We start from the raw sequence: 23,034 nt of genomic DNA on the forward strand, positions 1-23,034 counted from the left end.
AGCTAGAACCACCGTTCGGAGATGACGACCGTGTCCCCCGGAAAGATGGGGAAGTCAAGATCGACGGCGGAACGCGCCATCTGGTTGCCCTGCCGTCGATAAACCACGACCTTGTCGCGATCGGCGACTTCCGTAAAGCCTCCGGCAGTGCTGACCGCGGCCCGCACGGTCATGCCATAGACGTATGGGAACTGCCCGGCAGTGCGGACTTCGCCCTGGATGTAGAAGGGACGATATTGTTCCACTTCGACGGCAACGTCGGGGCTGCGCATATAGCCATTGGCCAGCGCCCGGGCGAGCCGCTTGCCAGCTTCCTCGGTCGTGCCGCCGCGCACGGGCACCGCGCCCACGAGCGGAAACGCGATCGCGCCCTTGTCGTCCACGCGATAGGTCTTGCTCAGTTCCGCATCGCCATAGACGGTGACGCGCACCACATCGCCACTATCAAGTTGATAGGGGCCTTTGGTTTCGACCGGATAGGTGGCCGGTCGGGTCGTGGTGCATCCTGCAAGGGCCAGGGCTGCCACGAGGGCAAGGGCAAGTATCCGGCGCATCGGCGTCCCGCTTCTTCGAGTTCGTCTTACCATGTCCTTTCATGGTTAAGATTTCGCTTAACGCCCATTCGTCGAAATGCGGATTGCGAGGGTGGTTAACCGAATTTTGACTACACATGGCGTTATCTGCGCAAGAATTTCGAGGGTATCGCCATGTCGCCAGACTCACCAGCATCCGACGACGCCCGGATTGATGTTGCCGCCTTGCTGTCGGCCGTCATCCGGAAATTGCCGCGCATCGCGCTGGTGACAATCGCGTTCCTAGTGCTGGGCTTCGTGATCTTAATGTTCCAGCCCCGGCTCTATGAATCAGCGTCTTCGATCTTGGTCGAGCCGCGGTCCAACATCTATCTGCGCACCTCCGGCGAACAGTCGATCAGCGTTCCGGCCGGAACCCCCGGCGTGGTCTCCAGCCAGATCGAGCTGCTCAAGTCGCGGGATACCCTCTTGCGAGTCATCGACCAGCTTGACCTGCGCTCTGTGGCCGAGTTCAACGGCGGCAATGCGGGTTTTTCGCCCATGGGCATGATTGCCCAGCTGATCGGGAGGCGCTCGTCTCCACCCAACAGCGTCGACGAGACCGTGCTGAACAATCTCTACGAGCGGCTGACAGTGGTCCAGGAGCGCGACTCGGCCATCATCTCGGTTCTGGTGCGCTCGACCGATCCGCAACTGGCGGCCGACATCGCCAATGCGGTGGCAAGCGCGCACGTCGCCCGCCGCGCCGATCTGTCCATTTCTGACACCGCCGAGGCGTCGGGCTGGCTGCTCGACGAGATCAACCGTCTCCGCGTGTCGGTGCAGGAGGCAGAATCGGCTGTCGCCGAATTCCGCGTCGATAACGATCTCTTCACCGGTCAGAACAATACAAGCCTGCTCGACCAGCAATTGTCGACTGTGGCCACCCAGATCACGGCTGCCCAGGAACGCAAGAACACCGCCTTGTCCCGCGCCTCCTTGATCAGTGGCCTGATCGACCAGGGCCAGCCGATCGAGGGTGTCGCCGATGTGCGCAATTCTCTCGTCATTCAGCAATTGAGCCAGGAGAAGGCCCGCCTGCAGGGCGAACTCGCGCAGCGCTCGGCAACGCTCCTGTCCAGCCATCCGACCATTCGGGCCCTCAACGCCCAGGTTGCCGAACTTGATAATCAGATCCGCCAGGAGGGGCGCCGTGTTGCGTCCGCATTGCAGGCAGAGGCCGAGATCGAAGCAGACCTCGAAGCGTCCCTGCAGGCTGACCTCGATCGCGCCAAGGCCAGTGCGTCGACCGCCACGCGCGACACCGTAACCCTCGACGGATTGCAGCGCGAAGCCAAGGCGCAGCGCGATCTGCTCGAGGCTTATCTCGCTCGCTACAACGAAGCCTCCTCGCGCGTCGACTCCAATTCGGCCCTGCCGGACGTGCGCGTCGTTTCTGTCGCCGCGCCATCGGTGACGCCGGCTTCTCCGAAGACCTCGCTGATCATGGTGGCGATTGCTCTGGTCTCGGTGGCCGTGCAGGTTGGGGCCATCGCCTTTGCGGAGCTGATGTCCGGGCGTGCCCTCGTGCCCGTCGCTCGTGCGGTGCCAGCGCGTGCCCAGGACGAACTTGATGAAGTGCCGTTCGACGAGGCCGAATTGCAGCCGGACCAGCGTTGGGAAGAACCCGAGCCCCAGCCGGAAGCCCATTTGGGGTCGGAAGCCGAGGTTGCGGCGGATCCGGTGGCAGCTCCGCCGGCGGACCCTGTCGAAATCTCGCAAGGGGACATGGCCACGGATGTCGATGATCTTGGTCATGCCTGGGACGAGCCGGAAGCGCCTGCGGAGACCGAAGGTGCTCCTGAAGAGGACTTCCACGACGAGGAGACCCCGGAGCCTCGCACGCTGGAGGCCGTCGCCGAGCGCATGGAAGAGCTGCGGATCGAATCCATCGAAGAGCCGGCAGCCGACAAGGTTCCGGACGCCGCAAGTGCCTTTATCCGCTCCCTGATGGCAGACGCTCCGTTGGCGCCGGCCATGGCTGCGTCACTCACCGACCCGGATGAAGACGTCGAGCGCTTTGAAGAAACTACGCCTGCACATAAGCCGCCGGTCCACCCAGCCCGGGTCCTGAGCTACACCGAGCTTGTTTCCGACCTGGTGCTCGGGCGCACCCATCTGTTGCTGCTCGCCGACCACGGCGACACCCAGGCCAGTCGCTTCATGGCCGAGGACCTGATCGCCGACGCCCTTGGCAAGGGACTGAGCGTCGCGCTCATCGATGCGGGCACCGGCCGGATGACCGACAATCCCGGCCTCACAGACCTTAGCACCGGCGCCGCAAGTTTTGGCGACGTCGTTCAGAAATCGGCCGACAACAGCTTTGCCGAAGTAACCTGGGGGCAGGGCGACGCGATCGCCCGCAATTCCAATCGTCCACTCGTGCTCGCCGAGGCGCTCGGCGATATCTACGAGGTTGTGGTGGTGCTCACCGGGCGCGTCGATCGTAAGTCGATGCTCGGCGCCTTTTCTGAGCTGGGCGGGAGAGTGATTCTCGTGACAGGAGAGGGTGATGACGTCGAAACGGCAGAGGAGACCCGCAGGCGTCTCGAGGAAGCCGGTCTGCCGCGCGTCGAAATCACGCCGTTCGCGGAAACGGTTGCGGCCTGATGTCGCTCAAATATGCCGCTATACGGGCTGCGTTCGAGGCGCTCTGGCTGGCGCGTGCGCCGCACCTCTTCAATCTCTTCTCGCAATCGCGCGGTGTGATCTTCACGCTGCACCGGGTGCTGCCCGGCGAGCCGGCCGATTTTTCGCCCAATGCGATACTCCAGATCACGCCGGACTTTCTCGACTACGTCATCGAGCGCGTGCGGGCACAGGGTGCCGACATCGTGTCCCTGGACGAAGCCCTCCTGCGCCTGGCGGAGCCCAGGAAGGGACGGCCGTTCGTCGTTCTTACCTTCGACGACGCCTATAGGGACAATCTCACGCATGCCCTGCCGATCCTGCAGCGGCACGAGGCGCCGTTCACGCTCTATGTTCCCACGGCCTTCGTCGATGGCGTGGGCCAGCTCTGGTGGCAGGCAATCGAGGACATCATCGCCCGCCAGGAGGCTGTCGCCTTTACCGAGGACGGCGATACCGAATATGTCGACACAAGGACGCTGCCGCAAAAGCAGGAGGCCTTCGACCGTCTCTATTGGCGCCTGAGGACGCTGCCCGAGCCGGAACGGCTGAAGTTGCTTGCCGAGTTCACATCCAATTATGGCTATGATCTGGAACGCCAATGCCGCGAACTGATCATGGACTGGCAGCAATTGCGTCTCTTTGCCGGCGAGCCATTGTGCACCCTTGGGGCGCATACAGTGCACCATTTCGAACTCGCCAAGCTGCCTGAAGAACAGGCGCGCAACGAAATGCGCCAATCGGTCGAGGTCATCGAAGCCCAGTTCGGCCTCCGGCCGGAGCATTTTTCCTATCCGCTGGGCGGTCCATTGTCGTGCGGGCCGCGCGAGTTCCAAATTGCCCGGGAGCTGGGTTTCCGTTCGGCCGTGACCACGCGGCCAGGCGGTCTTTATCCGCATCACCTGCAAACGCCGACGGCGCTGCCACGCATTTCACTGAACGGGTATTTCCAGCAGCGGCGTTACGTCGATGTGTTCTCGAGCGGCGGCCTCTTCACCCAGATCGGCAAGGTGATGAGCTAAGAGCCTGGAAGGATTCGCGGTTTACGGGCGGCCGCCCGTGACATCCGGCTTCGCCATCCAGCGGATGATCGCCATGGCCGGCAGCAACCAGCCCATGCCGGCGATGATGAAGAAGACGATCAGCACGAGCCCGGGCAGGCCTTCGGGCAGGGCGAGATAGAGCGCAGTCGCTAGCACCGACCAAGCAATGATCGACCCCACGAGCAGGAAGGCTCCGATCAATTTCCGATTGCGCTGGGTCATGTGCGGCATCTGGTCTGTTGCGGTCTGGATGAGGGCGGCATACCACTCCGACAGCTCCACTGATACTGGAAACAGCGCCGTGACCGTCATGCAAGATGCCGCACCGGGCCAAGTCAGCTTCGCCAGCGATCGTTTGCGGCCCGTCCGCATCTGGCTCTATTGCCTTGCCGCTTTCGTCCTTTTGATTGTCGTCGTGGGAGGCATCACCCGGCTGACCGAGTCCGGGCTGTCCATCACTTCCTGGAAGCCGATCTCTGGAGTTATCCCACCACTGAACGACGCGGAATGGCAGGCGGAGTTCGAGGCCTACCAGCAAATCCCGCAATATTCTGTCCTCAACTCGTGGATGGAGCTGGACGACTTCAAGTATATCTTCTTCTGGGAATGGTTTCACCGCCTGCTGGCGCGCGCGCTCGGACTGGTGTTCCTCGTGCCCTTCGTGGTGTTCCTGGCGCAAAAGCGTCTGTCCCGCGACCTGGCCTGGCCGCTATTCGGGCTGTTCGTGCTGGGCGGTTTCCAGGGTGCCCTGGGCTGGTGGATGGTCAGTTCCGGCCTCACCGAGCTCACCTCGGTGTCCCAATATCGCCTTGCCGCGCACCTCACCGCCGCGTCCTTTCTCTTCATCGCGCTGATTTATGTGGCGCGGTCACTGACACCGGGCCGCGTGCTGGGCCACGTCACCCCGTTCCATCGGTTCAGCACCTGGCTGCTCTTGATCGGCGTGGTGATGCAGATCGGGGCAGGGGCCTTCGTCGCCGGCCTTGACGCGGGCATGGGCTACCAGACCTGGCCCCTGATGGACGGCGCCATCATTCCCAATGGCCTCTTCATCATGGACCCGGCCTGGCGCAATCTGTTCGAGAATGCCCTGACCGTGCAGTTCATCCACCGCGGTACCGCTTATCTCCTGGTGGCCTACGTGGCCTGGATGATCTGGCGCCGCCACAAGGATGGTGGTTTCGGAGGCGTTCATGGCTGGTTGCCGCGCATCGGCATCATTGTCCTGTTGCAGGTGTGCCTGGGCATTGCGACGCTTCTAGCCGGGGTGCCGATTTCGCTCGCCGTTGGTCACCAGGCGCTGGCCTTCATGCTGGCCGGCTTGGTCATCGCCTATGCCGCCGATATGCGTCGAGTGCGGTAGTATGATACCGTATTCGTAAGTGTCTGTTTTATAACGTCTTTTTTTGGGTGCTTGACGGGTAGTGGAATCTCCCTTACAGACGCCCCCGAACTGGCCGGTCCCTCAGTGGGCCGGCTACCGAATTTAGGGAACTTCAATATGAGCACGTACTCGGCAAAACCGAGCGAGATCGAGAAGAAGTGGATCCTGATCGACGCCGAAGGGCTGGTCGTGGGTCGTCTCGCTTCGATCATTGCTTCTCGCCTGCGCGGCAAGCACAAGCCGACTTTCACCCCCCACATGGACATGGGTGACAACATCATCGTCATCAATGCCGACAAGGTGAAGCTGACCGGCCGCAAGCTCGATCAGCACCGCTTCTACTGGCACACCGGTTACCCCGGCGGCATCAAGGACCGTACCGCTCGCGAGCTGCTGGAAGGCCGCTTCCCGAACCGCGTTCTCGAGAACGCCGTGCGCCGCATGATGCCGGGCGGTCCGCTGACCCGCGCCCAGCTCAAGAATCTGCGCGTCTATGCCGGTTCCGAGCATCCCCATGAAGCGCAGAGCCCGGCAAAGCTCGACGTTGCTGCGATGAACTCCAAGAACGTCCGGGTGAAGTAATATGGCCGAAACCATCAACTCCCTCGAAGATCTCGGCACCTCCGCCGCCGCTCCGGCTGCCAACACCGCACCGGTCCACACCCAGAAGCTCGACAGCCTCGGCCGCGCCTATGCCACCGGCAAGCGCAAGAACGCCGTCGCTCGCGTCTGGATCAAGCCGGGCAAGGGCACTGTTACCGTCAACGGTCGCGAATTCTCCAAGTACTTCGCCCGTCCGGTGCTGCAGCTGATCGTCAAGCAGCCGATCGTCGCTTCCGAGCGTCTCGACCAGTATGACGTCAACGTCACCGTCGCCGGTGGTGGTCTGTCCGGTCAGGCCGGTGCTGTGCGTCACGGCATCTCCAAGGCTCTCACCTACTTCGAGCCGGCCCTGCGGCCGACCCTGAAGAAGGGTGGCTTCCTGACCCGCGACAGCCGCGTCGTCGAGCGTAAGAAGTACGGTAAGGCCAAGGCCCGCCGCTCCTTCCAGTTCTCCAAGCGCTAATCGCTGGATCGACCAATTTCAAAGGGCCGGGAAACCGGCCCTTTTCTTTGTTTCTGCCCGTCGGAGCGTGGAGGTCCACATCTCCGCCGATGTCTCCAGAAGTTATGTCCAGCCTCGTTTCCCGCTTTCACTTGTTTGTCTTCGGCGTCACCCTGGCCATTGCCGGGGTCGTCGTGGTTCATGTGCCCGAAGGCTATGCCTTTCCAGCACACTGGCAGGGCAGCACGGCCGATTGGCTCTGGCCGCGCGATCTGGCACTAGCCGTCGCGCCCGCAGTCCAGCTGGTGCTGATCGCCGGCTTTTTCATGCTGGGCAGGAGACTTTCCAAGACGCACTTGTCCAAGACACAGCATATTCTCGACCCGGCACTGACGCTGCTGCTTTTCGTTGCCGCATCCTGCCAGTTGGGCTTGCTGCTCATGGGGATCGGATCGGATTTCGACCTTTTCCGCATCACGGCGGGCGGTCTGGCGGCTCTGCTTGCGGTCCTCGCAGTGGTGATTTTCGAGGCCGAGCGCCATTCCTATGGCGGCTTGCGCATGCCTTGGCCCATTGCCTCCGACAGGGCCTGGCTCTGGGTTCACCGCCTGAGTGGCGTGGCGTGCGGGCAGGTCGCGGCGCTGTTGGCCTTCCTCGCCTGGACCGATCCGGGTCCTGGTATCCTGGTCATCGCAATGGTCTCGGGGTTGATCGGTCTGCCGATTCTGGCAGCCGTTTTCACCCTTTTGCTGCGCCGCGTTTGAGAAACCGTTTCGGCACGATGCAGCCCCGCGGTAGATTAATCTTCGCCCAGCTGGGGAAATAAAACGCCATGCGCTGCATTCGCAGCACGGCAGGCGTATGGTGCGATCAATTGGGAGGCAGGCCGCCCAAGTATTGAGCAGGCCACCTTCTTCCCCGAAAGGTCTCTTCCATGCCTACATCCCTGTCGTCTGGCAGCGCGCCTCGGGCGCCCAAGCCGCTCTACCTCAATTTCGGCGTCCAGGTACTCGCCGCCATGGTCATCGGCCTGGTCCTGGGTTTTGTCGCGCGGTCCATGGGCCCGGATGCTGCCGGCAATGCCAATTGGCTGACCCAGACGCTCTCGACAGTGGGGTCGTCCTTCGTCTCGCTGCTGCGCGCGCTGGTGCCGGTCCTCGTCTTTACCGCCATCGTCGCCTCGATTGCCAATCTGCGTGAACTCAACAACGCGGCAAAACTGGTCTGGCAAACATTGCTCTGGTTCGCCATCACAGCGCTGATCGCCGTGGCCATCGGCATTGCGCTGGGCCTTATCATCCAGCCTGGCCTCAATACCGAAGTGGCTGCTGAGGCCGCCCGCGCCCTGTCCTCGACCGGCTCGTGGCTCGACTTCCTCAAGGGCCTCATTCCGTCCAACTTCATCGGCCTGCAGGCATCGACCCGCGTGACCGATGGTTCGGCGACCACCAGCCTCAATTTCAATGTGCTGCAGATCCTGATCGTCTCGATCGTTGTCGGGGTTGCTGCACTGCGCGTCGGCCCTGCTGCGGACCCGTTCCTCGCCTTCAACCGCTCCTTCCTCAAGATCATCCATAAGGTGCTCTGGTGGGTGATCCGTCTCACGCCCATCGGCACCATCGGTCTGCTCGGCAATGCCGTCGCGGTCTATGGCTGGGACGCTCTGGCACAGCTGGGTTGGTACGCCGCCGCCATCTATATCGGCCTCTTCCTCGTCCTCTTCGTGGTTTATCCTACACTGCTACAGGTCAACGGGCTGAACCCTATCCGCTATTTCCAGAGCGCCTGGCCAGCCATCCAGCTCGCTTTCGTGTCGCGGTCTTCCATCGGCACGCTGCCGGTCACCGAACGCATCACCGAAAAGAACCTCGGCGTGCCGCGCGAATACGCGTCCTTCGCCGTGCCGCTGGGCGCAACCACAAAGATGGACGGCTGTGCGGCGATCTATCCGGCGATTTCCGCGATCTTCGTGGCGCAGTTCTTTGGCATCAGCCTGGGCATCGAGCACTACCTGCTGATCGTCTTCGTGTCGGTCATCGGTTCGGCTGCCACGGCCGGTCTGACAGGCGCAACCGTCATGCTGACGCTGACACTATCCACCCTTGGTCTGCCGCTCGAAGGTGTTGGCCTGCTCTTGGCCATCGACCCTATCCTCGACATGGGCCGCACAGCGGTCAACGTCGCCGGCCAGGCTCTGGTCCCGACCATCGTGGCCAAGCGCCAGGGGATCCTCAACCAGGCGGTCTATGACAACGGCAAGTCCATCGAGGACCTTGATGCCGACGCCGTTCCGGCTGAGTAAGCCTGGAAAAGCAAATCAGACAAAAGGGGAGGCGTCTGCCTCCCCTTTTCATTTCCGGCCATCATTGAATGGTCCAGACTGGTGCTACCGCCAGGCCACCATGAGCTTTTCCAGCCCGTGAAAATGATAGACATTTCCGTAGCGCGGCGGCTCGACGATGCGCAGTGTGGGCAGGCGGTCGAACAGCACACTCATGGCTTCCTGCAGCTCAATGCGGGCCAGGGGCGCGCCGATACAGAAATGGATGCCGGCACCGAAACTGACATTGGCGCCATCCTTGCGGAAGGGGTCGAACCTTTCGGCATCGGCGAACCGGTTTGGATCGCGATTAGCGGCACCCAGCATCAGCCCGATGACATCGCCCTTGCGCAGGGAAACCCCGTCCACTTCGGTGTCCATCAGCGCATAGCGTGTAAACAGATGCAGTGGCGCGTCGAAGCGCAGGCACTCTTCCACGGTCGCCTCGGCCTGCTCGGGGCTGGCAAACAGCGTCTTGGGGTCAAGGCCGCTCTCGAGGATGGATTTGACGCCATTTCCGGTCGTATGAACGGTTGCCTCGTGCCCGGCATTGAGCAGCAGGATCGCCGTGGAGAGCACCTCTTCGTCGCTCAGCACGTCTCCGTCGCGGTCGGCGGTCAGCATATGGCTGAGCAGGTCCTCCCGCGGCGCCTGGCGCCGCTCGGCGATGACGGTCCGTAAATAGGCGGTGAAATCGGCGGCAGCCTGGTTTGCGTCGAGCTCGGTTTCGTGGGTGACATTGTACATGTACATGGTCACCATACGGTTGGACCAGTTGAGCAATTGCGGCGCCATCTCTGCGGGCAGTCCGATCATCTCGGCGATGACGATGGCCGGGATCGGCGCAGCGAACGCCTTGATCAGATCAACGGATTCATTTTCTTCAAAGCCGTCGATAAGCTCATGTGCCAATTGCCTTATCCGGGGACGCAACTGCTCCACCTGTCGCGAAACGAAGGCGCGATTGACGAGCGTTCTCAGCCGCGTATGGGCCGGCGCTTCCAGGTTCAGCAGCGAGTGGCGCTCGGTCAGGTCGAAATCGGCGACATGCGGCTTGGGCTCGGGCAGGCCGATTTCGGCGCGGCTGGCCACATGCAGAATGTCGCGTCCAAAGCGCTTGTCGCGTAACAGGGCGCTGACCGATTTGAAGTCCGCAAAGCACCAATGCCCATATTCCTCCCAGAAGAAGGCAGGGTTCGAGCGATTTATGTCCGAATAGAACGGGTAGGGGTTCTGGAAGAAGGCCGGGTCCTGTGGCTGCGCGCTGGCGCGCAGGGGCTCGGGTATCCCGGTGATCGGCTTGACTTGGATGATGGCGGCCATGGAGCGCGGACTCTGCAAACGCTTTTTATCGATTGCGCGACCGTAAGGGCTCTTTCCGTGGCTGGAAATGACCTCCTACCTTGCTCCGGTCGAAAAAATCGCTAGGGAAGAGGCAAGTTTTTCGAGGAGCAGAATTCGTGAGCGACCTGACCGTCTCCGCCGCCATTGACGCCATCTATGAATCCCTGCGCAACGACAATGCGGATCTCGATGAGCATATTGCCGCGCTCAAGGCCGCAATGGCGCGCGAAGGCGCCAAGGAAGCTGTTTTCGAAACCAGCAAGCTCGCCCAGCCCAATCGCCAGGGCCGCAAGCTCATGCAGGCCTACTTCAAGAAAAAGGGCATCGCGATCAGCTTTGCCTGATCGTTTGGCGGCAGGCATTCACCTTAGCGTTGGCCAGCTATTGAAGCTCGTCACATTGCCGCCTATCTGTGCCTTTACCGCCCGTTAAGGCGGTATCGCCTGCAATCGGCCCGTCGCGCCGATTCGATTTTCCGGCATGTCCATGCGCCCGAGCGATTACGCATTTGGGCGAGGGGCGTGATCCAAACAAACCAGCCAGCCGTCGGTCCGCGACACGACGGCAAGGCCAAGGGGCAAAATATGCGGGATCCGCACGATCTTTACATGAATACGCTCGTTCCCATGGTGGTCGAGCAGTCCAACCGTGGCGAGCGCGCCTTCGACATCTATTCGCGCCTGCTGCGCGAACGCATCATTTTCGTGACCGGCGTCGTCGAGGACAACATGGCCTCGCTGATCGTCGCACAATTGCTGTTCCTCGAATCGGAAAATCCGAAAAAGGAAATCGCGCTCTACATCAACTCGCCTGGCGGCGTGGTGACCGCTGGCCTGTCGATCTACGACACCATGCAGTTCATCCGTCCTGCCGTGGCCACCATGGTCATGGGGCAGGCGGCTTCGATGGGCTCGCTGCTGCTAGCGGCGGGTGAGGCCGGCATGCGGACCTCGCTGCCGAACTCCCGCGTTATGGTGCACCAGCCTTCCGGCGGGTTCCAGGGTCAGGTTACCGACATCCTGATTCACGCCAAGGAAGTCGAGGGCTTGAAGCGCCGTCTTAATCAGATTTATGAGAAGCACACCGGCCGCACCTACGAGGAAATCGAGAACGCCCTCGAGCGTGATCGCTTCCTCTCGCCGGAAGAGGCCAAGGCCTTTGGTCTCATCGATTCCGTGATGGAAAAGCGTGTTGTTCCCGAGGCTGCTTCCTGACCTTGGCACGCGTTAAGCACATTGCTGATGCGCCGTGGACTGTGATCCGTGCGCAATTGCACCCAGCCGGAACGGCCTTTAAGGTCGTTTCGGCTTAGACTTTCTTTATGTCTTGAGCGTTACGGTCCTCGTTAACGCTTGAATTTGGGGGCCCCCAGCCCCCGGGAGTGACTGGATGTCCAAAGAGACAACGAACGGCGAAACCTCCAAGAACACGCTCTACTGCTCGTTCTGCGGCAAGTCCCAGCACGAAGTCCGTAAGCTGATCGCCGGGCCGACCGTGTTCATCTGCGATGAATGCGTAGAACTTTGCATGGACATCATCCGCGAAGAGAACAAGACCTCCATGGTCAAGTCCTCCGAAGGCGTGCCCACCCCTGCGGAAATCTGCAAGGTGCTGGATGACTATGTCATCGGCCAGGCCCGCGCCAAGAAGGTGCTCTCGGTCGCCGTCCATAACCACTACAAGCGCCTGCACCACGCGGCCAAGAACCAGGACGTGGAACTGGCCAAGTCCAATATCCTGCTCATCGGCCCCACCGGTTCGGGCAAGACGCTTCTCGCCCAGACCCTGGCGCGCATCATCGACGTGCCCTTCACCATGGCCGATGCCACCACGCTGACCGAGGCGGGCTATGTGGGTGAAGACGTCGAGAACATCATCCTCAAGCTGCTCCAGGCCGCCGACTACAATGTCGAAAAGGCCCAGCGCGGCATCGTTTATATCGACGAAGTGGACAAGATTTCCCGCAAGTCGGACAATCCCTCCATCACCCGCGACGTTTCGGGCGAAGGCGTGCAGCAGGCTCTTCTGAAGATCATGGAAGGCACTGTGGCCTCCGTACCCCCGCAGGGCGGCCGCAAGCATCCGCAGCAGGAATTCCTGCAGGTGGACACCACCAATATCCTGTTCATCTGTGGCGGTGCCTTTGCTGGCCTCGAACGCATCATCTCGGCGCGTGGCGAAGGCTCGGGCATCGGCTTCTCGGCGACCGTCAAGGACCCCAATGATCGTCGCGTCGGTCAAATCCTGGCCGAAGTCGAGCCTGAAGATCTGGTCCGTTTCGGCCTGATCCCGGAATTCATCGGTCGCCTGCCAAATCTGGCGACCCTCGAAGATCTGGACGTGCCGGCGCTTATCGAGATCCTGACCGCCCCGAAGAACGCCCTGGTGCGCCAGTATCAGCGCCTGTTCCAGATGGAAGAGGTCGAGCTGACCTTCCAGGAAAATGCCCTCAAGGCGATCGCCGAAAAGGCGATCGAGCGCAAGACCGGCGCCCGCGGCCTGCGGTCGATCATGGAAGCTATCCTGCTCGACACAATGTACGACCTGCCTTCGCTCGAAGGCGTCGAGGAAGTGGTGATTTCCGAGGATGTGGTAAAGGGCAAGGACGTCCGTCCGCTCTACATCTATTCGGAACGCAAGAAAGAAGAAGCGCCCGCAACGGCGTAATGCTTCAAGCATTTTCAAAGACGCCGGGCCATAAGCCCGGCGTTTTCTTTTGCGCAAACTCTTCCTCTGCTTGACTTCCGACCTTCTGCTGCATTTTATTGTGCCGCAGGAGGAATTTACGTGGCATCCTTGACGACCGAGCAGCTGGCCGAAGTCTCTTCGGTGCTTTTTGCTGCTGCCATGGATCCCTCGCGCTGGCAGGATTTCCTCACACGCCTGTCTACCCATACCGGCATGGTCAAGACCCACCTTTACGGCTACGACACGCGCGTCAACTTCGCACTGCCGGCATTGCATCACGGCTATGATCCGGACTTCATGCAGTCCTATGCAGAGCGTTATGGAGCCCTCAATGCATGGGCACCCGGACTGGGGCGATCGCCGATCGGTCAGCCGGTGAGGTCGGCGGAATGCCTGCCTGAAGACGAATTGCTCAAGACCGAATTCTACAATGACTGGCTGCGTCCGCAAGGCGATTACCGCAGTGGGGCCGGTGTGGTCCTGGCGCGCGACAGCAGCCGGTTTTTCGTGTTCGGGGGCAACATGACCCAGCGTCATGCCCAATTCGAGGACGACTGGTTGCACGTCCTGCGGCTATTGGCGCCCCATATGGGCCTGGCGCTTGAAATCGGGCGCAACATGTTCGATGGCGCGGCGAACGCCGCCCTGGGCGTCACTACGCCGCCGGGGCAGGGCGGTGCCGTCATGGCGATGACACTGCGGCGGCAGCTTCGCTACGCCAATGCCGCCGCCCTGGCGCTCGCAGAAAGTGGCGACGTGCTGGCCTACGATCATGCAGGCCATGCACGTTTCGTCGATCCCAATGCCGACGACGCGCTGAGCCTGGCTTTGGCCAATCTCCGTTGGGGCAGGGCCGCGGCCTCGGGTTCGGCCCGGGCAATGGATTCCGGCGGCAATGCGCGGATCGTGCGCTTCGCCCGCATCGATAGTGACCGCCTCGGCTATATCCCGGTCGGCTTCGAGACCAGTTCCGGGGAGCCCTTGCTGATCGTCTCGATCCAGCCCGACCGGGCCATGCCAAGCCTGCGCAAGGCACTACGCGACCGCTTTGGACTGACCGAAAGCGAGATAGAGGTCTCGATACTGGTGGGCGATGGCATGCCGGCAGAGCAGATCGCTCACCGCCGCGACGTCTCCGTGCATACGGTCCGCGATCAGATCAAGGCCAGCCTGCGAAAGACGGGCGCGGGGCGACAGACCGGGCTTGTGCGCATCCTCAATGACCTGCGCAACAGCGAAGGCGGCTGATCCTTATTCGGTGACGAATTCCATCGGCCCCGGTTCTTCGCCCATGATCGACCGGCCGAAAAGGCTGGCGACCAGATCGACCAGCAGGGTGGCACTCTTGCCGCCATGGTCTAGGAAAGGGTTGAGCTCGACCACGTCCAGTGAGCCTACCAAGCCGCAATCGTGCAGCATCTCCATGACCAGGTGCGCCTCGCGATAGCTGAGACCGCCGGGCACCAACGTACCGCCGCCGGGCGCAATCGCGGGGTCGAGGCTATCGACGTCAAGGCTCACATGCAGGTGCGCCTCCGCCGCCTTTGCCTTGTCGATCACCTTCTGCACGGCGGCTACCACGCCGATCTGGTCGATCTTGCGCATGTCGATGACTTCGATACCACGCGCCTGCACCAGCCTGCGTTCCTCCCGGTCGACGGAGCGGGCCCCGAGGATCGTCACATTGTGCGCGTCGATCCGCCCCAGCCAGTCGCCCTGGAAAGCCTCGTCGAAGCCCGGTTCGCCGCAAAGCAGGGCCAGTGGCATGCCATGCAGGTTCCCTGACGGCGACGTCTGGGGCGTATTGTAATCGGCATGTGCGTCGATCCAGAGCACATGCACCGGCTTCTGCCGCGGCAGGCAATATCGGGCCACAGCCGATACCGTGCCCATGGCAATGGAGTGGTCGCCGCCCAGGAACACCGGAACGTGTCCGGATTGCAGGATGGCATGACCGGCATCGCTGATGCGTGCTGCCATCTCCAGCACGTCGGCCTTGCGCTCCTCCGGCATGCGGGCACTGGAGGGATGGGTAGAGGGGCTCGTCTGGGCCCGGCGCAAGTCGCCGTGATCGGCGACGGCGTGATCGAGGTCCATTAGGGCCTCGGCAAGCCCAGCGACGCGCAGGGCCTCCGGTCCCATGCCGCAGCCTCTGACAGAGGCGCCCGAGGCTGTCGCAACGCCGACAAGGTCAATTCGCACGGGGCGTGATGGGGCGGGCATGTCTTCTCCGTCTATGGCGCGGACACGTGCGCATCCGGACTGCATCCTAGGCACATCGATGTTTCCATCGATCCGCACATATCTCCTGTGCGTAGTAACGGTAACGGTCACAAAAGCGCAAAGGTTGACTTGCGGGCAGGGCAGTCCACCCTATTTATTAACCTGAATCGCCCAGCCTTTTGGCATTGGGCAGTCGCAATACGGGCGCGCTACCAGTTCCTCCCTCCGGCGCGCCCCGGAAAGGATATGTGATGTCGGAAGTTACTCCCACCGGCGAAACCAGCCGGGACCGGGTCTACCCGGTTCTCCCCTTGCGCGACATCGTCGTCTTCCCCGGCATGATCGTGCCGCTGTTTGTCGGCCGCGAGAAGTCCGTCAAGGCGCTCGAGGAAGTCATGCGCGATGACAAGCACATCCTCGTCGTTACGCAAAAGAACGCGCAGGACGATGATCCGGCGCCTGACCAGATCTACCCGACCGGGACGATCGCCACCGTGCTGCAATTGCTCAAGCTCCCCGACGGGACCGTTAAGGTTCTCGTGGAAGGGCTCAATCGCGCCACCATCGATCGCTACCTGCAGACGGACGAATATTTCGAAGCCGAAGCCTCCGTGCTTCCTGAGCCCGAAGAAGACGCGACCGAGATTGAGGCCCTTGCCCGCTCTGCCCAGTCCGAGTTCGAGAACTACGTCAAGCTCAATAAGAAAATCTCCTCCGAGGTCGTGGCGGCCGTCGGGCAGATCGACAATTCGAGCAAGCTGGCCGACACGATTGCCAGCCACCTCGTCATCAAAATCCCTGAGAAGGAAGAGCTGCTGACCACCATTTCGGTGATCGAGCGCCTGCAGAAGGTCATTGGCCTGATGGAAGGCGAGATCGGTGTATTGCAGGTGGAAAAGCGTATCCGCTCCCGCGTCAAGCGGCAGATGGAGAAGACGCAGCGCGAGTACTACCTCAACGAGCAGATGAAGGCGATCCAGCGCGAGCTGGGCGATGGCGAGGAAGGTGCGAACGAAATCACCGAACTCGAAGAGCGTGTTGCCAAGACCAAGCTCTCAAAGGAAGCGCGCGCCAAGGCTGATGCCGAGATCAAGAAGCTCAAGTCCATGAGCCCGATGTCGGCTGAGGCAACGGTGGTGCGCAACTATCTCGATACGCTTCTCGGCCTGCCCTGGGGCAAGAAGAGCAAGGTCAAGCGCGACCTCATCTTGGCCGAGAAGGTGCTCGATGCCGATCACCATGGCCTCGAAAAGGTCAAGGAACGCATCCTCGAATATTTGGCTGTGCAGGCCCGTACCGGCACGCTTAAGGGGCCGATCCTCTGTCTTGTAGGTCCTCCGGGCGTCGGCAAGACCTCGCTGGGCAAGTCCATCGCCAAGGCGACGGGCCGGGAATTCGTGCGCATGGCCCTTGGTGGCGTGCGTGACGAAGCCGAAATCCGTGGTCACCGCCGCACCTATATCGGCTCGATGCCGGGCAAGATCATCCAGTCGCTCAAGAAGGTCGGCAAGTCCAACCCGCTCTTCCTGCTCGACGAGATCGACAAGATGGGCCAGGACTTCCGTGGCGATCCATCTTCGGCCCTGCTCGAAGTGCTCGATCCGGAACAGAACAACACCTTCGCAGACCACTATCTCGAAGTGGACTACGATCTCAGTGACGTGATGTTCGTGACGACATCGAACACGCTCAATATCCCTGGTCCGCTCATGGACCGCATGGAAATCATTCGTCTCTCCGGTTACACCGAGGAGGAGAAGCACGCGATCGCCAAGCAGCACCTCATCCCCGAGGCGGCCAAGGAAAACGGCGTGGCGCACGGCGAGTTCGTGATGTCTGACGAGATGCTGATGAAGGTCATTCGCGGCTATACGCGCGAAGCCGGCGTCCGCAATCTCAAGCGCGAGATTTCCAAGCTGATGCGCAAGGCGATCACCGATATCGTGCGCACCAAGGTGAAGTCGATCGAGATCGATGACGAAAAGCTGGCCAAGTATCTCGGCCCGCTGATCTTCAAGCATGGCGAGATCGAAGCCGAATCGCAGGTCGGTCTCGTGACCGGCCTGGCCTGGACCTCGGTCGGCGGCGAGATCCTCACCATCGAAGGCGTGATGACGCCGGGCAAGGGCCGCATGTCGGTCACCGGCAACATCAAGGAAGTGATGAAGGAATCGCTGACGGCCGCGACTGCCTACGTGAAGTCGCGCAGCATCGATTACGGCATCAAGCCACCCATGTTCGATACACGCGACATCCACGTCCACCTGCCCGAGGGCGCGACCCCGAAGGACGGTCCTTCGGCCGGCATCGGCCTGGCAACGGCCATCGTTTCGGTGATGACCGGCATTCCGGTGCGCAACGATGTCGCCATGACTGGCGAGATCACCCTGCGTGGTCGCGTCCTGCCGATTGGCGGCCTAAAGGAGAAGCTGCTGGCGGCCCTGCGAGGCGGCATCAAGACGGTGCTGATCCCCGAGGAAAATGTTCGCGATCTCCAGGAGATCCCGGACATCGTCAAGGAAGGCATGGAGATCGTGCCGGTGTCGCGCATGGACCAGGTTATCGAGCGCGCCTTGGTGCGCAAACCGGAGCCGATCGAGTGGAATTTCGACGAACAGCCAGCCGTGGCGGCCGCCGTCGATCCGGTCGATGACAATGCGGCCAGCATCACGCACTGACGAAAACAAAATGGCGGCCTTCGGGCCGCCATTTTTCATTCTGCACTAAAGAGCGACGGTTTGTGGGTCCGCACCGGCACCGACACTGCGTGGGATGAACAGGTGCTCCACCCCGATCCAGGAGGGCACGTATTTGCCGCGATGCAGCCAGAAGCGTCCGCCGCAACTGGCTTCCGCCATGCCGATCAGGGCATGCATCTGCTCGACATTGCGCGACGTCATCTCGACCCAGACATAGCCCTTGCCAGTGGACGGTTGCCTGGTGAACCGCACCCCCACGCCCTGGCCTGGGGTCAGTCCCATTTCGGGCAGCTTTTCGCGCAGGCGGGCAATGAAGCTCACCGCGCAATCATCGGGCACGCATAGTTCCATATTACGCACCCGACGCCGGGTGTCACGGAAGAACTTGCCCACCAGCCGCTTGGCCGGCATGCCGGTCCAGGGTGCCAGCACCTGCTCCGACCAGCCCACTATGCGCAGCCTGCCGCGCAGCCGCAGCACCAGCAGCAATTTCTGGATCGCGGCGGGCGAGCCGCGCATCGGCGCAAACGGCGTCCGATCCTTGCGTCCGCCATCGGCCACCGGATTGACGTTATAGACCATCATTTCGCGGCTGCGCGGATACCAGTGCACCGTCGTGCTGAGATTGGCGCGATAGCCGCCTTCGACGTAGCGCTCAAGATCGGAATCGGGGTGCCATTCGATGACATTGGCCAGCCGGTAATTGGGCTGGCACCTAAAGGTCACCTCCGTGACCACGATGCCATTGCCCTCGCGCAATCGGTCCCAGGCGGCGTCATCTCGCTCGGAACGCTGTTCATTGCCGTCCCGGTCGACATAGCGGATGGCGGTGATCAGGTCGTATATCGAGATGCAGTCGGCGCTGCTGCCATGCACTTCGGCGAAAAAACAGGCGCCGGCGGAAATGTCGATGAACTCGGGCAGTGTGCCCAGGGTCATCGCCTTGGGGCCCAGATAGTCGAGGATGACCCTCAGGGTCGTGCCGGATTTGACCGTCAGCGCGTCGCCGTCCATGCCGACAATTCCAGCATAATGCTCCATCACCAATTGGTCGCTGCCGAGCCGGTCGTTGAACCAGAGAAAATAGCCCAGCCCGATGGCGTGATAGGGCCGGCCGCTGCGCACCACGTCCTGCACCATGTCGAGCGAGCGCACGTCCACGATGCGGGCGGGCGGCTCGAAAAAATCCGCCAATTGACGGCGTGTGACGACACCGCTGAGGCGCCGTACTTTTTGCGTGTCCACCCGAACGTCATGGGAGAGAAACCAGAGGGTAGAGGGTATAGCCTTGCCTAGGAGGCCTGCGAGCCAGTTCGGCGCCAGCAGGATCGGTCTTTTGGCAAGCGCCGCCGCGTGCCGGAAATAATCGTCAGACTGCACATCCAGATCGGCGAGATTGACGATCTCGTCGCTGACACCGCGTTCGATGAGCGCCAGCAATTGGGCGCTCAGGTCCTGAACATGGATCAGGTTGATGGTGCGCGCCTTGAGCCCCACAGGCGCAATGCGCATTGCCGCCACGATGCCGCTCGACCATTGCATGTTGGGCCCCATGACCACCGTGGGACGGACGATGAGATAGCCTATGCCTTTTTCCCTGCAGGCCGCGATGATGCGCTGCTCTTCGACCAGCTTCAGCCGCGTATAGGCATCAAGCCCGGGCCGGTCCTTGAGCTCGGCGTTTTCTCCCTGCAAGGGGTGCTCGACCGGGTCCAATGCCGAATAGACAACCTGTGAGCTGAAATAGACGAAGAGCCTGCAGGTGCTGGCATCGACCAGGCTGAGTAGGCGCTCGGTGACGGCGCGATTGGCAGGGAGGAAATCCTTGCCCTTGGCCTTGGTGTTGAGCGCCGCGTGCACCACCACTTCGGCCTCACTGACGGCCGCAGCAAGCCCATCGGCGTCATCGAATCGGATGGAAGTCGCCTGTGCGGAAGGGCGCTGCGGCAGGGTGCGGTACACCGCGCTGACAGCATGGTTGGCAGCAAAGCTCGCGAGCAATTGCCGGCCGATGCCGCCCCCTGCGCCCATCAGGCATATCTTCACTACGGCAATCCCCCTTGGTCTTGTCCCGATCCAATACTGTCATCGGACCGTGTTGCCCGGCTCTTTAAGAACCAGCCGAGAAGCGGCGCGACCCGGCCTTTGCCGCATTGATTGTGGCCTCGATGAAATTGACCGCGGTGGTGAGGCCATCCTCTTCCGACAGCGCCTTGCCGATGGATTTGGCATTGGCCTTCATATTTTCGTTCGTGGTCAGTTCATGCAGCGCGCTGGCCAGGATTTCTGGCGTAAGCGTGCGCAGCCGCACTGGCGCCGGGCCGCAGCCCAGCGCGCGCACGCGGCGGCCCCAATAGCGCTGGTCGTAGGCTTGGGGCAGGGTGAAGGTCGGCTTGCCGGCCCGCAGGCCCGCTGCCGTCGTGCCCGCACCGCCATGATGCACCACGGCGCCCATGAGCGGAAACAGCTTGTCATGCGGCGCTTCTGATACCGCAAAGACATTTTCGGGCAGATCGTCGGCATTGATGCCACCCCAGCCGCGCGACACGATCGCCCGGCCACCCCATTTGTCGAGCGCCAGCTTGAGCAATTGCGTATTGCGCTCGGCACCGAACGGCATCGAGCCGAAGCCGATATAGACCGGCGGCGGACCGGAATCGAGGAACCGTTGCAGGTCCGGTGGCGGCGCCCAATCGGAATTGTCGTCGAAGAACCAGAAACCGGTGACCACCGCGGTCTGCGGCCAATCCCGCGGGCGCGGCGAGACGATGGAGGAGAAGTTATAGAGCGTGGGCAGGTTGTTCCCGTAGCTGTCGCGGAAAATGCCGCCGCGCTTGCGCGGGCCCAATCCCATCAGCTCCTTACGTACGCGGTCTCGCGGCAGGTCGTAATAGCCCTGCTGGATATTCATCGCGATATAGCTGAGCTTGTTGAAGGTGGGGCCGAGGTCGGGCACCTCATAGGCACAGACCGGAAATTCCCGCGTTGGATTCAGCGGCTGCATCGCTGTCATGATGACAGGAATGTTGAGGGCTTCGGCGATATCTATGCCGAAACTGGTGTTGATATTGACCACGATGGCGTCGGCGCCCTGCGACATGGCCCAGGAATTGCGGGCGGCCCGCTCCACCAACGCCTGTCCCTGGCGCAGGATCTGCGGGTAATGGTGCAGCTTCATCTTGCTGACGGCCGTGTCGAAGCGCGACTGCTGCAGCCAATCCTGGATATTGGTGCCGAGGCTGTGAAACTCCACGCCGTGCGAAACGATCAGGTCTTCGAAATCGGCATTGGCGCCCAGAACCACGTCGTGGCCCTGCTGCTGCAGGGCCATGGCGAGCGCAAGGTAGGGCCTGACATCACCGGCGGTCCCGATAGTGGCGATCGCTACGCGTTTCTTCATGCACCTACTCGACATTGTTTTTGCGGCGTCTGCCGGACCTCAACATGTAAAGGCGCGTTGGCATTTACAAGGTCCGCAGGAGAACATATTAAGGCTATAGCCGCGCCGGGACGTGGTACCAGAAGTCATTTCTGAAGGGCAAGAGACATGGCGTCTCCGTTCGCAATTGCAGGGTTTGGAGCATTGCTCGCCGGCAATCCGGCGGCAGCCTTCGTGGCGGCCGCAGCAGCGAACGCCCGATAGCTCTTCCCGCGTGCCACTCGGTGGCTGGGAAGAGCCGAATATCGCTGTCTCCGCCCGATCTTGCGGGCGTTTAACCCGTCTACAACCATAATTCCGCGATAATCCGCTTCCTTCATGGAGGCACGGCGCATTTTGGGGCGCGTCGCGGCCAGTTCAGGCCTCTGGGCCGTCGAGGATTAAATGAGCACTGATTTCCACCGCATCCGCCGTTTACCGCCATACGTGTTCGCCCATATCGATCCGCTCAAGGCCAAAGCGCGCGCAGAAGGTGTCGACATCATCGATCTGGGCATGGGCAATCCCGATATGCCGACCCCCGAGCATATCGTGGCCAAGCTCCAGGAAACGGTGAAGGACGGGCGCACCCATCGCTATTCCACCTCGCGCGGCATTCCCGGCTTGCGCAAGGCCCAGGCCAGCTATTATGGCCGCCGTTTCGGAGTGAAGCTCAATCCCGATACCCAGGTCGTGGCCACCCTGGGCTCTAAGGAAGGCTTTGCCAACATGGCCTCGGCCATCACCGCGCCCGGTGACGTCGTACTGGTGCCCAACCCGACCTATCCGATCCATTCCTTCGGCTTTATCATGTCCGGTGGCGTCGTGCGGTCCATGCCGGCCGATCCGAACGAGGACTTCATGCGCTCGCTCGACCGTGCCGTCCGCCACTCGATTCCCAAGCCGATCGCGCTGGTTCTCAACTACCCCGCCAACCCCACTGCCTATACCGCCGACCTCGATTTTTACACCGAGGTGGTCAAGTATTGTAAGGCCAACGACATCTTCATCCTGTCTGATCTTGCCTATTCGGAGATCTATTTCGACGAGGATCAGCCGCCTCCGTCCGTGTTGCAGGTTCCCGGCGCCATCGACATCACCGTCGAATTCACCTCCATGTCCAAGACGTATTCGATGCCTGGCTGGCGCGTTGGCTTCGCCGTGGGCAATGAACGCCTGATCGCCGCGCTGGCGCGCGTGAAATCCTATCTCGACTACGGTGCGTTCACCCCGATCCAGGTCGCCGCCGTCGCCGCGCTCAACGGTTCGGACGAAGTCATCGAGGAAGTCCGCAAGGTCTATAAGCACCGTCGCGACGTCATGGTGGAAAGCTTCGGGCGTGCCGGTTGGGACATTCCCGTTCCCAAGGCGACCATGTTTGCCTGGGCCCCCATTCCGGCGCAGTTCGCCGAGCTCGGTTCGCTGGAATTTGCCAAGCTGCTCATCCGCGAAACCGGTGTGGGCGTCGCGCCCGGTGTCGGCTTCGGCGAATATGGAGATCAGTATATCCGCCTCGCCTTTGTCGAAAACGAGCAGCGCATCCGTCAGGCTGCCCGCAACGTCAAAAAGCTGCTCGGCGGCAAGACGGGGCAGGGCAATGTCGTGCCTCTGGCCACCGCATCCAAATGACGAACGCGACGGGGGCGGCCAGTCCGCCCCTCGACGTTCTG

The 23,034-nt window shown here is 61.7% G+C and carries 19 protein-coding genes; 13 read left to right on the plus strand and 6 right to left on the minus strand.

All coding sequences use genetic code 11. The annotated features are described in order from the left end of the window. Window positions 1-2 precede the first annotated feature (2 nt). Window positions 3-554 carry a polysaccharide biosynthesis/export family protein gene (locus tag VE26_RS04990; protein WP_046104010.1) on the minus strand — a complete coding sequence of 184 codons (552 nt, stop codon included), beginning with the start codon at window positions 552-554 and terminating at the stop codon, window positions 3-5. A gap of 153 nt (window positions 555-707) precedes the next feature. Here VE26_RS04990 and VE26_RS04995 point away from each other — a divergent pair, with 153 nt between their 5' ends. Beyond that, the gene (locus VE26_RS04995) at window positions 708-3,182 is read left to right on the plus strand and encodes a GumC family protein (protein ID WP_046104011.1); all 2,475 of its coding nucleotides are present in this window, start codon (window positions 708-710) and stop codon (window positions 3,180-3,182) included. Beyond that, window positions 3,182-4,222, plus strand: a complete 1,041-nt coding sequence (locus VE26_RS05000; RefSeq protein WP_052715678.1) for a polysaccharide deacetylase family protein — start codon at window positions 3,182-3,184, stop codon at window positions 4,220-4,222. Before VE26_RS04995 ends, VE26_RS05000 begins: the two co-directional genes overlap by 1 nt. Window positions 4,223-4,243: 21 nt before the next feature. Here VE26_RS05000 and VE26_RS05005 read toward each other — a convergent pair whose 3' ends face one another. Beyond that, window positions 4,244-4,555 carry a DUF2842 domain-containing protein gene (locus VE26_RS05005; RefSeq protein WP_052715679.1) on the minus strand — a complete coding sequence of 104 codons (312 nt, stop codon included), beginning with the start codon at window positions 4,553-4,555 and terminating at the stop codon, window positions 4,244-4,246. Between VE26_RS05005 and VE26_RS05010 the strand changes: the two genes are divergently transcribed. The 5 genes from VE26_RS05010 (at window position 4,554) to VE26_RS05030 (ending at window position 8,974) form a co-directional block, all read left to right on the plus strand. Then, a complete protein-coding gene (locus VE26_RS05010; protein ID WP_046104012.1) occupies window positions 4,554-5,606 on the plus strand; it encodes a COX15/CtaA family protein in 1,053 nt (350 codons plus the stop codon). The genes VE26_RS05005 and VE26_RS05010 overlap by 2 nt on opposite strands. Before the next feature lie 138 nt (window positions 5,607-5,744). Next, window positions 5,745-6,209, plus strand: a complete 465-nt coding sequence (rplM, locus tag VE26_RS05015; RefSeq protein ID WP_046104013.1) for a 50S ribosomal protein L13 — start codon at window positions 5,745-5,747, stop codon at window positions 6,207-6,209. Window position 6,210: 1 nt separating this feature from the next. Beyond that, a complete protein-coding gene (rpsI, locus tag VE26_RS05020; RefSeq protein ID WP_046104014.1) occupies window positions 6,211-6,693 on the plus strand; it encodes a 30S ribosomal protein S9 in 483 nt (160 codons plus the stop codon). Between the two features lie 104 nt (window positions 6,694-6,797). Continuing rightward, the gene (locus VE26_RS05025) at window positions 6,798-7,436 is read left to right on the plus strand and encodes an SdpI family protein (protein ID WP_046104015.1); all 639 of its coding nucleotides are present in this window, start codon (window positions 6,798-6,800) and stop codon (window positions 7,434-7,436) included. A 170-nt stretch (window positions 7,437-7,606) separates the two neighbouring features. After that, window positions 7,607-8,974, plus strand: a complete 1,368-nt coding sequence (locus tag VE26_RS05030; RefSeq protein WP_046104016.1) for a dicarboxylate/amino acid:cation symporter — start codon at window positions 7,607-7,609, stop codon at window positions 8,972-8,974. 84 nt (window positions 8,975-9,058) lie between these two features. Here the strand turns inward: VE26_RS05030 and VE26_RS05035 are convergent, their stop codons facing one another. After that, window positions 9,059-10,315, minus strand: coding sequence for a cytochrome P450 (locus tag VE26_RS05035; protein WP_084619982.1), 1,257 nt, complete (start codon window positions 10,313-10,315; stop codon window positions 9,059-9,061). A gap of 137 nt (window positions 10,316-10,452) precedes the next feature. Here VE26_RS05035 and VE26_RS05040 point away from each other — a divergent pair, with 137 nt between their 5' ends. From VE26_RS05040 to VE26_RS05055, 4 genes are all read left to right on the plus strand, one after another. Continuing rightward, a complete protein-coding gene (locus VE26_RS05040; protein WP_046104017.1) occupies window positions 10,453-10,680 on the plus strand; it encodes a hypothetical protein in 228 nt (75 codons plus the stop codon). 240 nt (window positions 10,681-10,920) lie between these two features. Next, window positions 10,921-11,550: an ATP-dependent Clp protease proteolytic subunit gene (locus tag VE26_RS05045; protein WP_046105038.1), complete on the plus strand. Its 630-nt coding sequence runs from the start codon at window positions 10,921-10,923 to the stop codon at window positions 11,548-11,550. Window positions 11,551-11,725: 175 nt separating this feature from the next. Further along, a complete protein-coding gene (gene clpX, locus VE26_RS05050; protein WP_046104018.1) occupies window positions 11,726-13,003 on the plus strand; it encodes an ATP-dependent Clp protease ATP-binding subunit ClpX in 1,278 nt (425 codons plus the stop codon). Between the two features lie 120 nt (window positions 13,004-13,123). Beyond that, a complete protein-coding gene (locus tag VE26_RS05055; protein ID WP_152658716.1) occupies window positions 13,124-14,272 on the plus strand; it encodes a helix-turn-helix transcriptional regulator in 1,149 nt (382 codons plus the stop codon). 3 nt (window positions 14,273-14,275) lie between these two features. Here the strand turns inward: VE26_RS05055 and rocF are convergent, their stop codons facing one another. Then, the gene (gene rocF / locus VE26_RS05060) at window positions 14,276-15,247 is read right to left on the minus strand and encodes an arginase (protein ID WP_046104020.1); all 972 of its coding nucleotides are present in this window, start codon (window positions 15,245-15,247) and stop codon (window positions 14,276-14,278) included. Window positions 15,248-15,498: 251 nt separating this feature from the next. Here rocF and lon point away from each other — a divergent pair, with 251 nt between their 5' ends. Beyond that, a complete protein-coding gene (lon, locus tag VE26_RS05065; RefSeq protein WP_046104021.1) occupies window positions 15,499-17,925 on the plus strand; it encodes an endopeptidase La in 2,427 nt (808 codons plus the stop codon). Between the two features lie 45 nt (window positions 17,926-17,970). Here the strand turns inward: lon and VE26_RS05070 are convergent, their stop codons facing one another. Then, a complete protein-coding gene (locus tag VE26_RS05070; protein WP_152658717.1) occupies window positions 17,971-19,992 on the minus strand; it encodes an NAD-dependent epimerase/dehydratase family protein in 2,022 nt (673 codons plus the stop codon). Between the two features lie 64 nt (window positions 19,993-20,056). After that, window positions 20,057-21,346, minus strand: a complete 1,290-nt coding sequence (locus VE26_RS05075) for a glycosyltransferase (protein WP_046104023.1) — start codon at window positions 21,344-21,346, stop codon at window positions 20,057-20,059. A 423-nt stretch (window positions 21,347-21,769) separates the two neighbouring features. Here VE26_RS05075 and VE26_RS05080 point away from each other — a divergent pair, with 423 nt between their 5' ends. Next, a complete protein-coding gene (locus VE26_RS05080; RefSeq protein ID WP_046104024.1) occupies window positions 21,770-22,993 on the plus strand; it encodes an LL-diaminopimelate aminotransferase in 1,224 nt (407 codons plus the stop codon). Window positions 22,994-23,034: the final 41 nt, after the last annotated feature.

Origin of the sequence: Devosia chinhatensis (genome assembly GCF_000969445.1) — a bacterium.
In the GTDB taxonomy this organism is placed as follows: Bacteria; Pseudomonadota; Alphaproteobacteria; order Rhizobiales; family Devosiaceae; genus Devosia; species Devosia chinhatensis.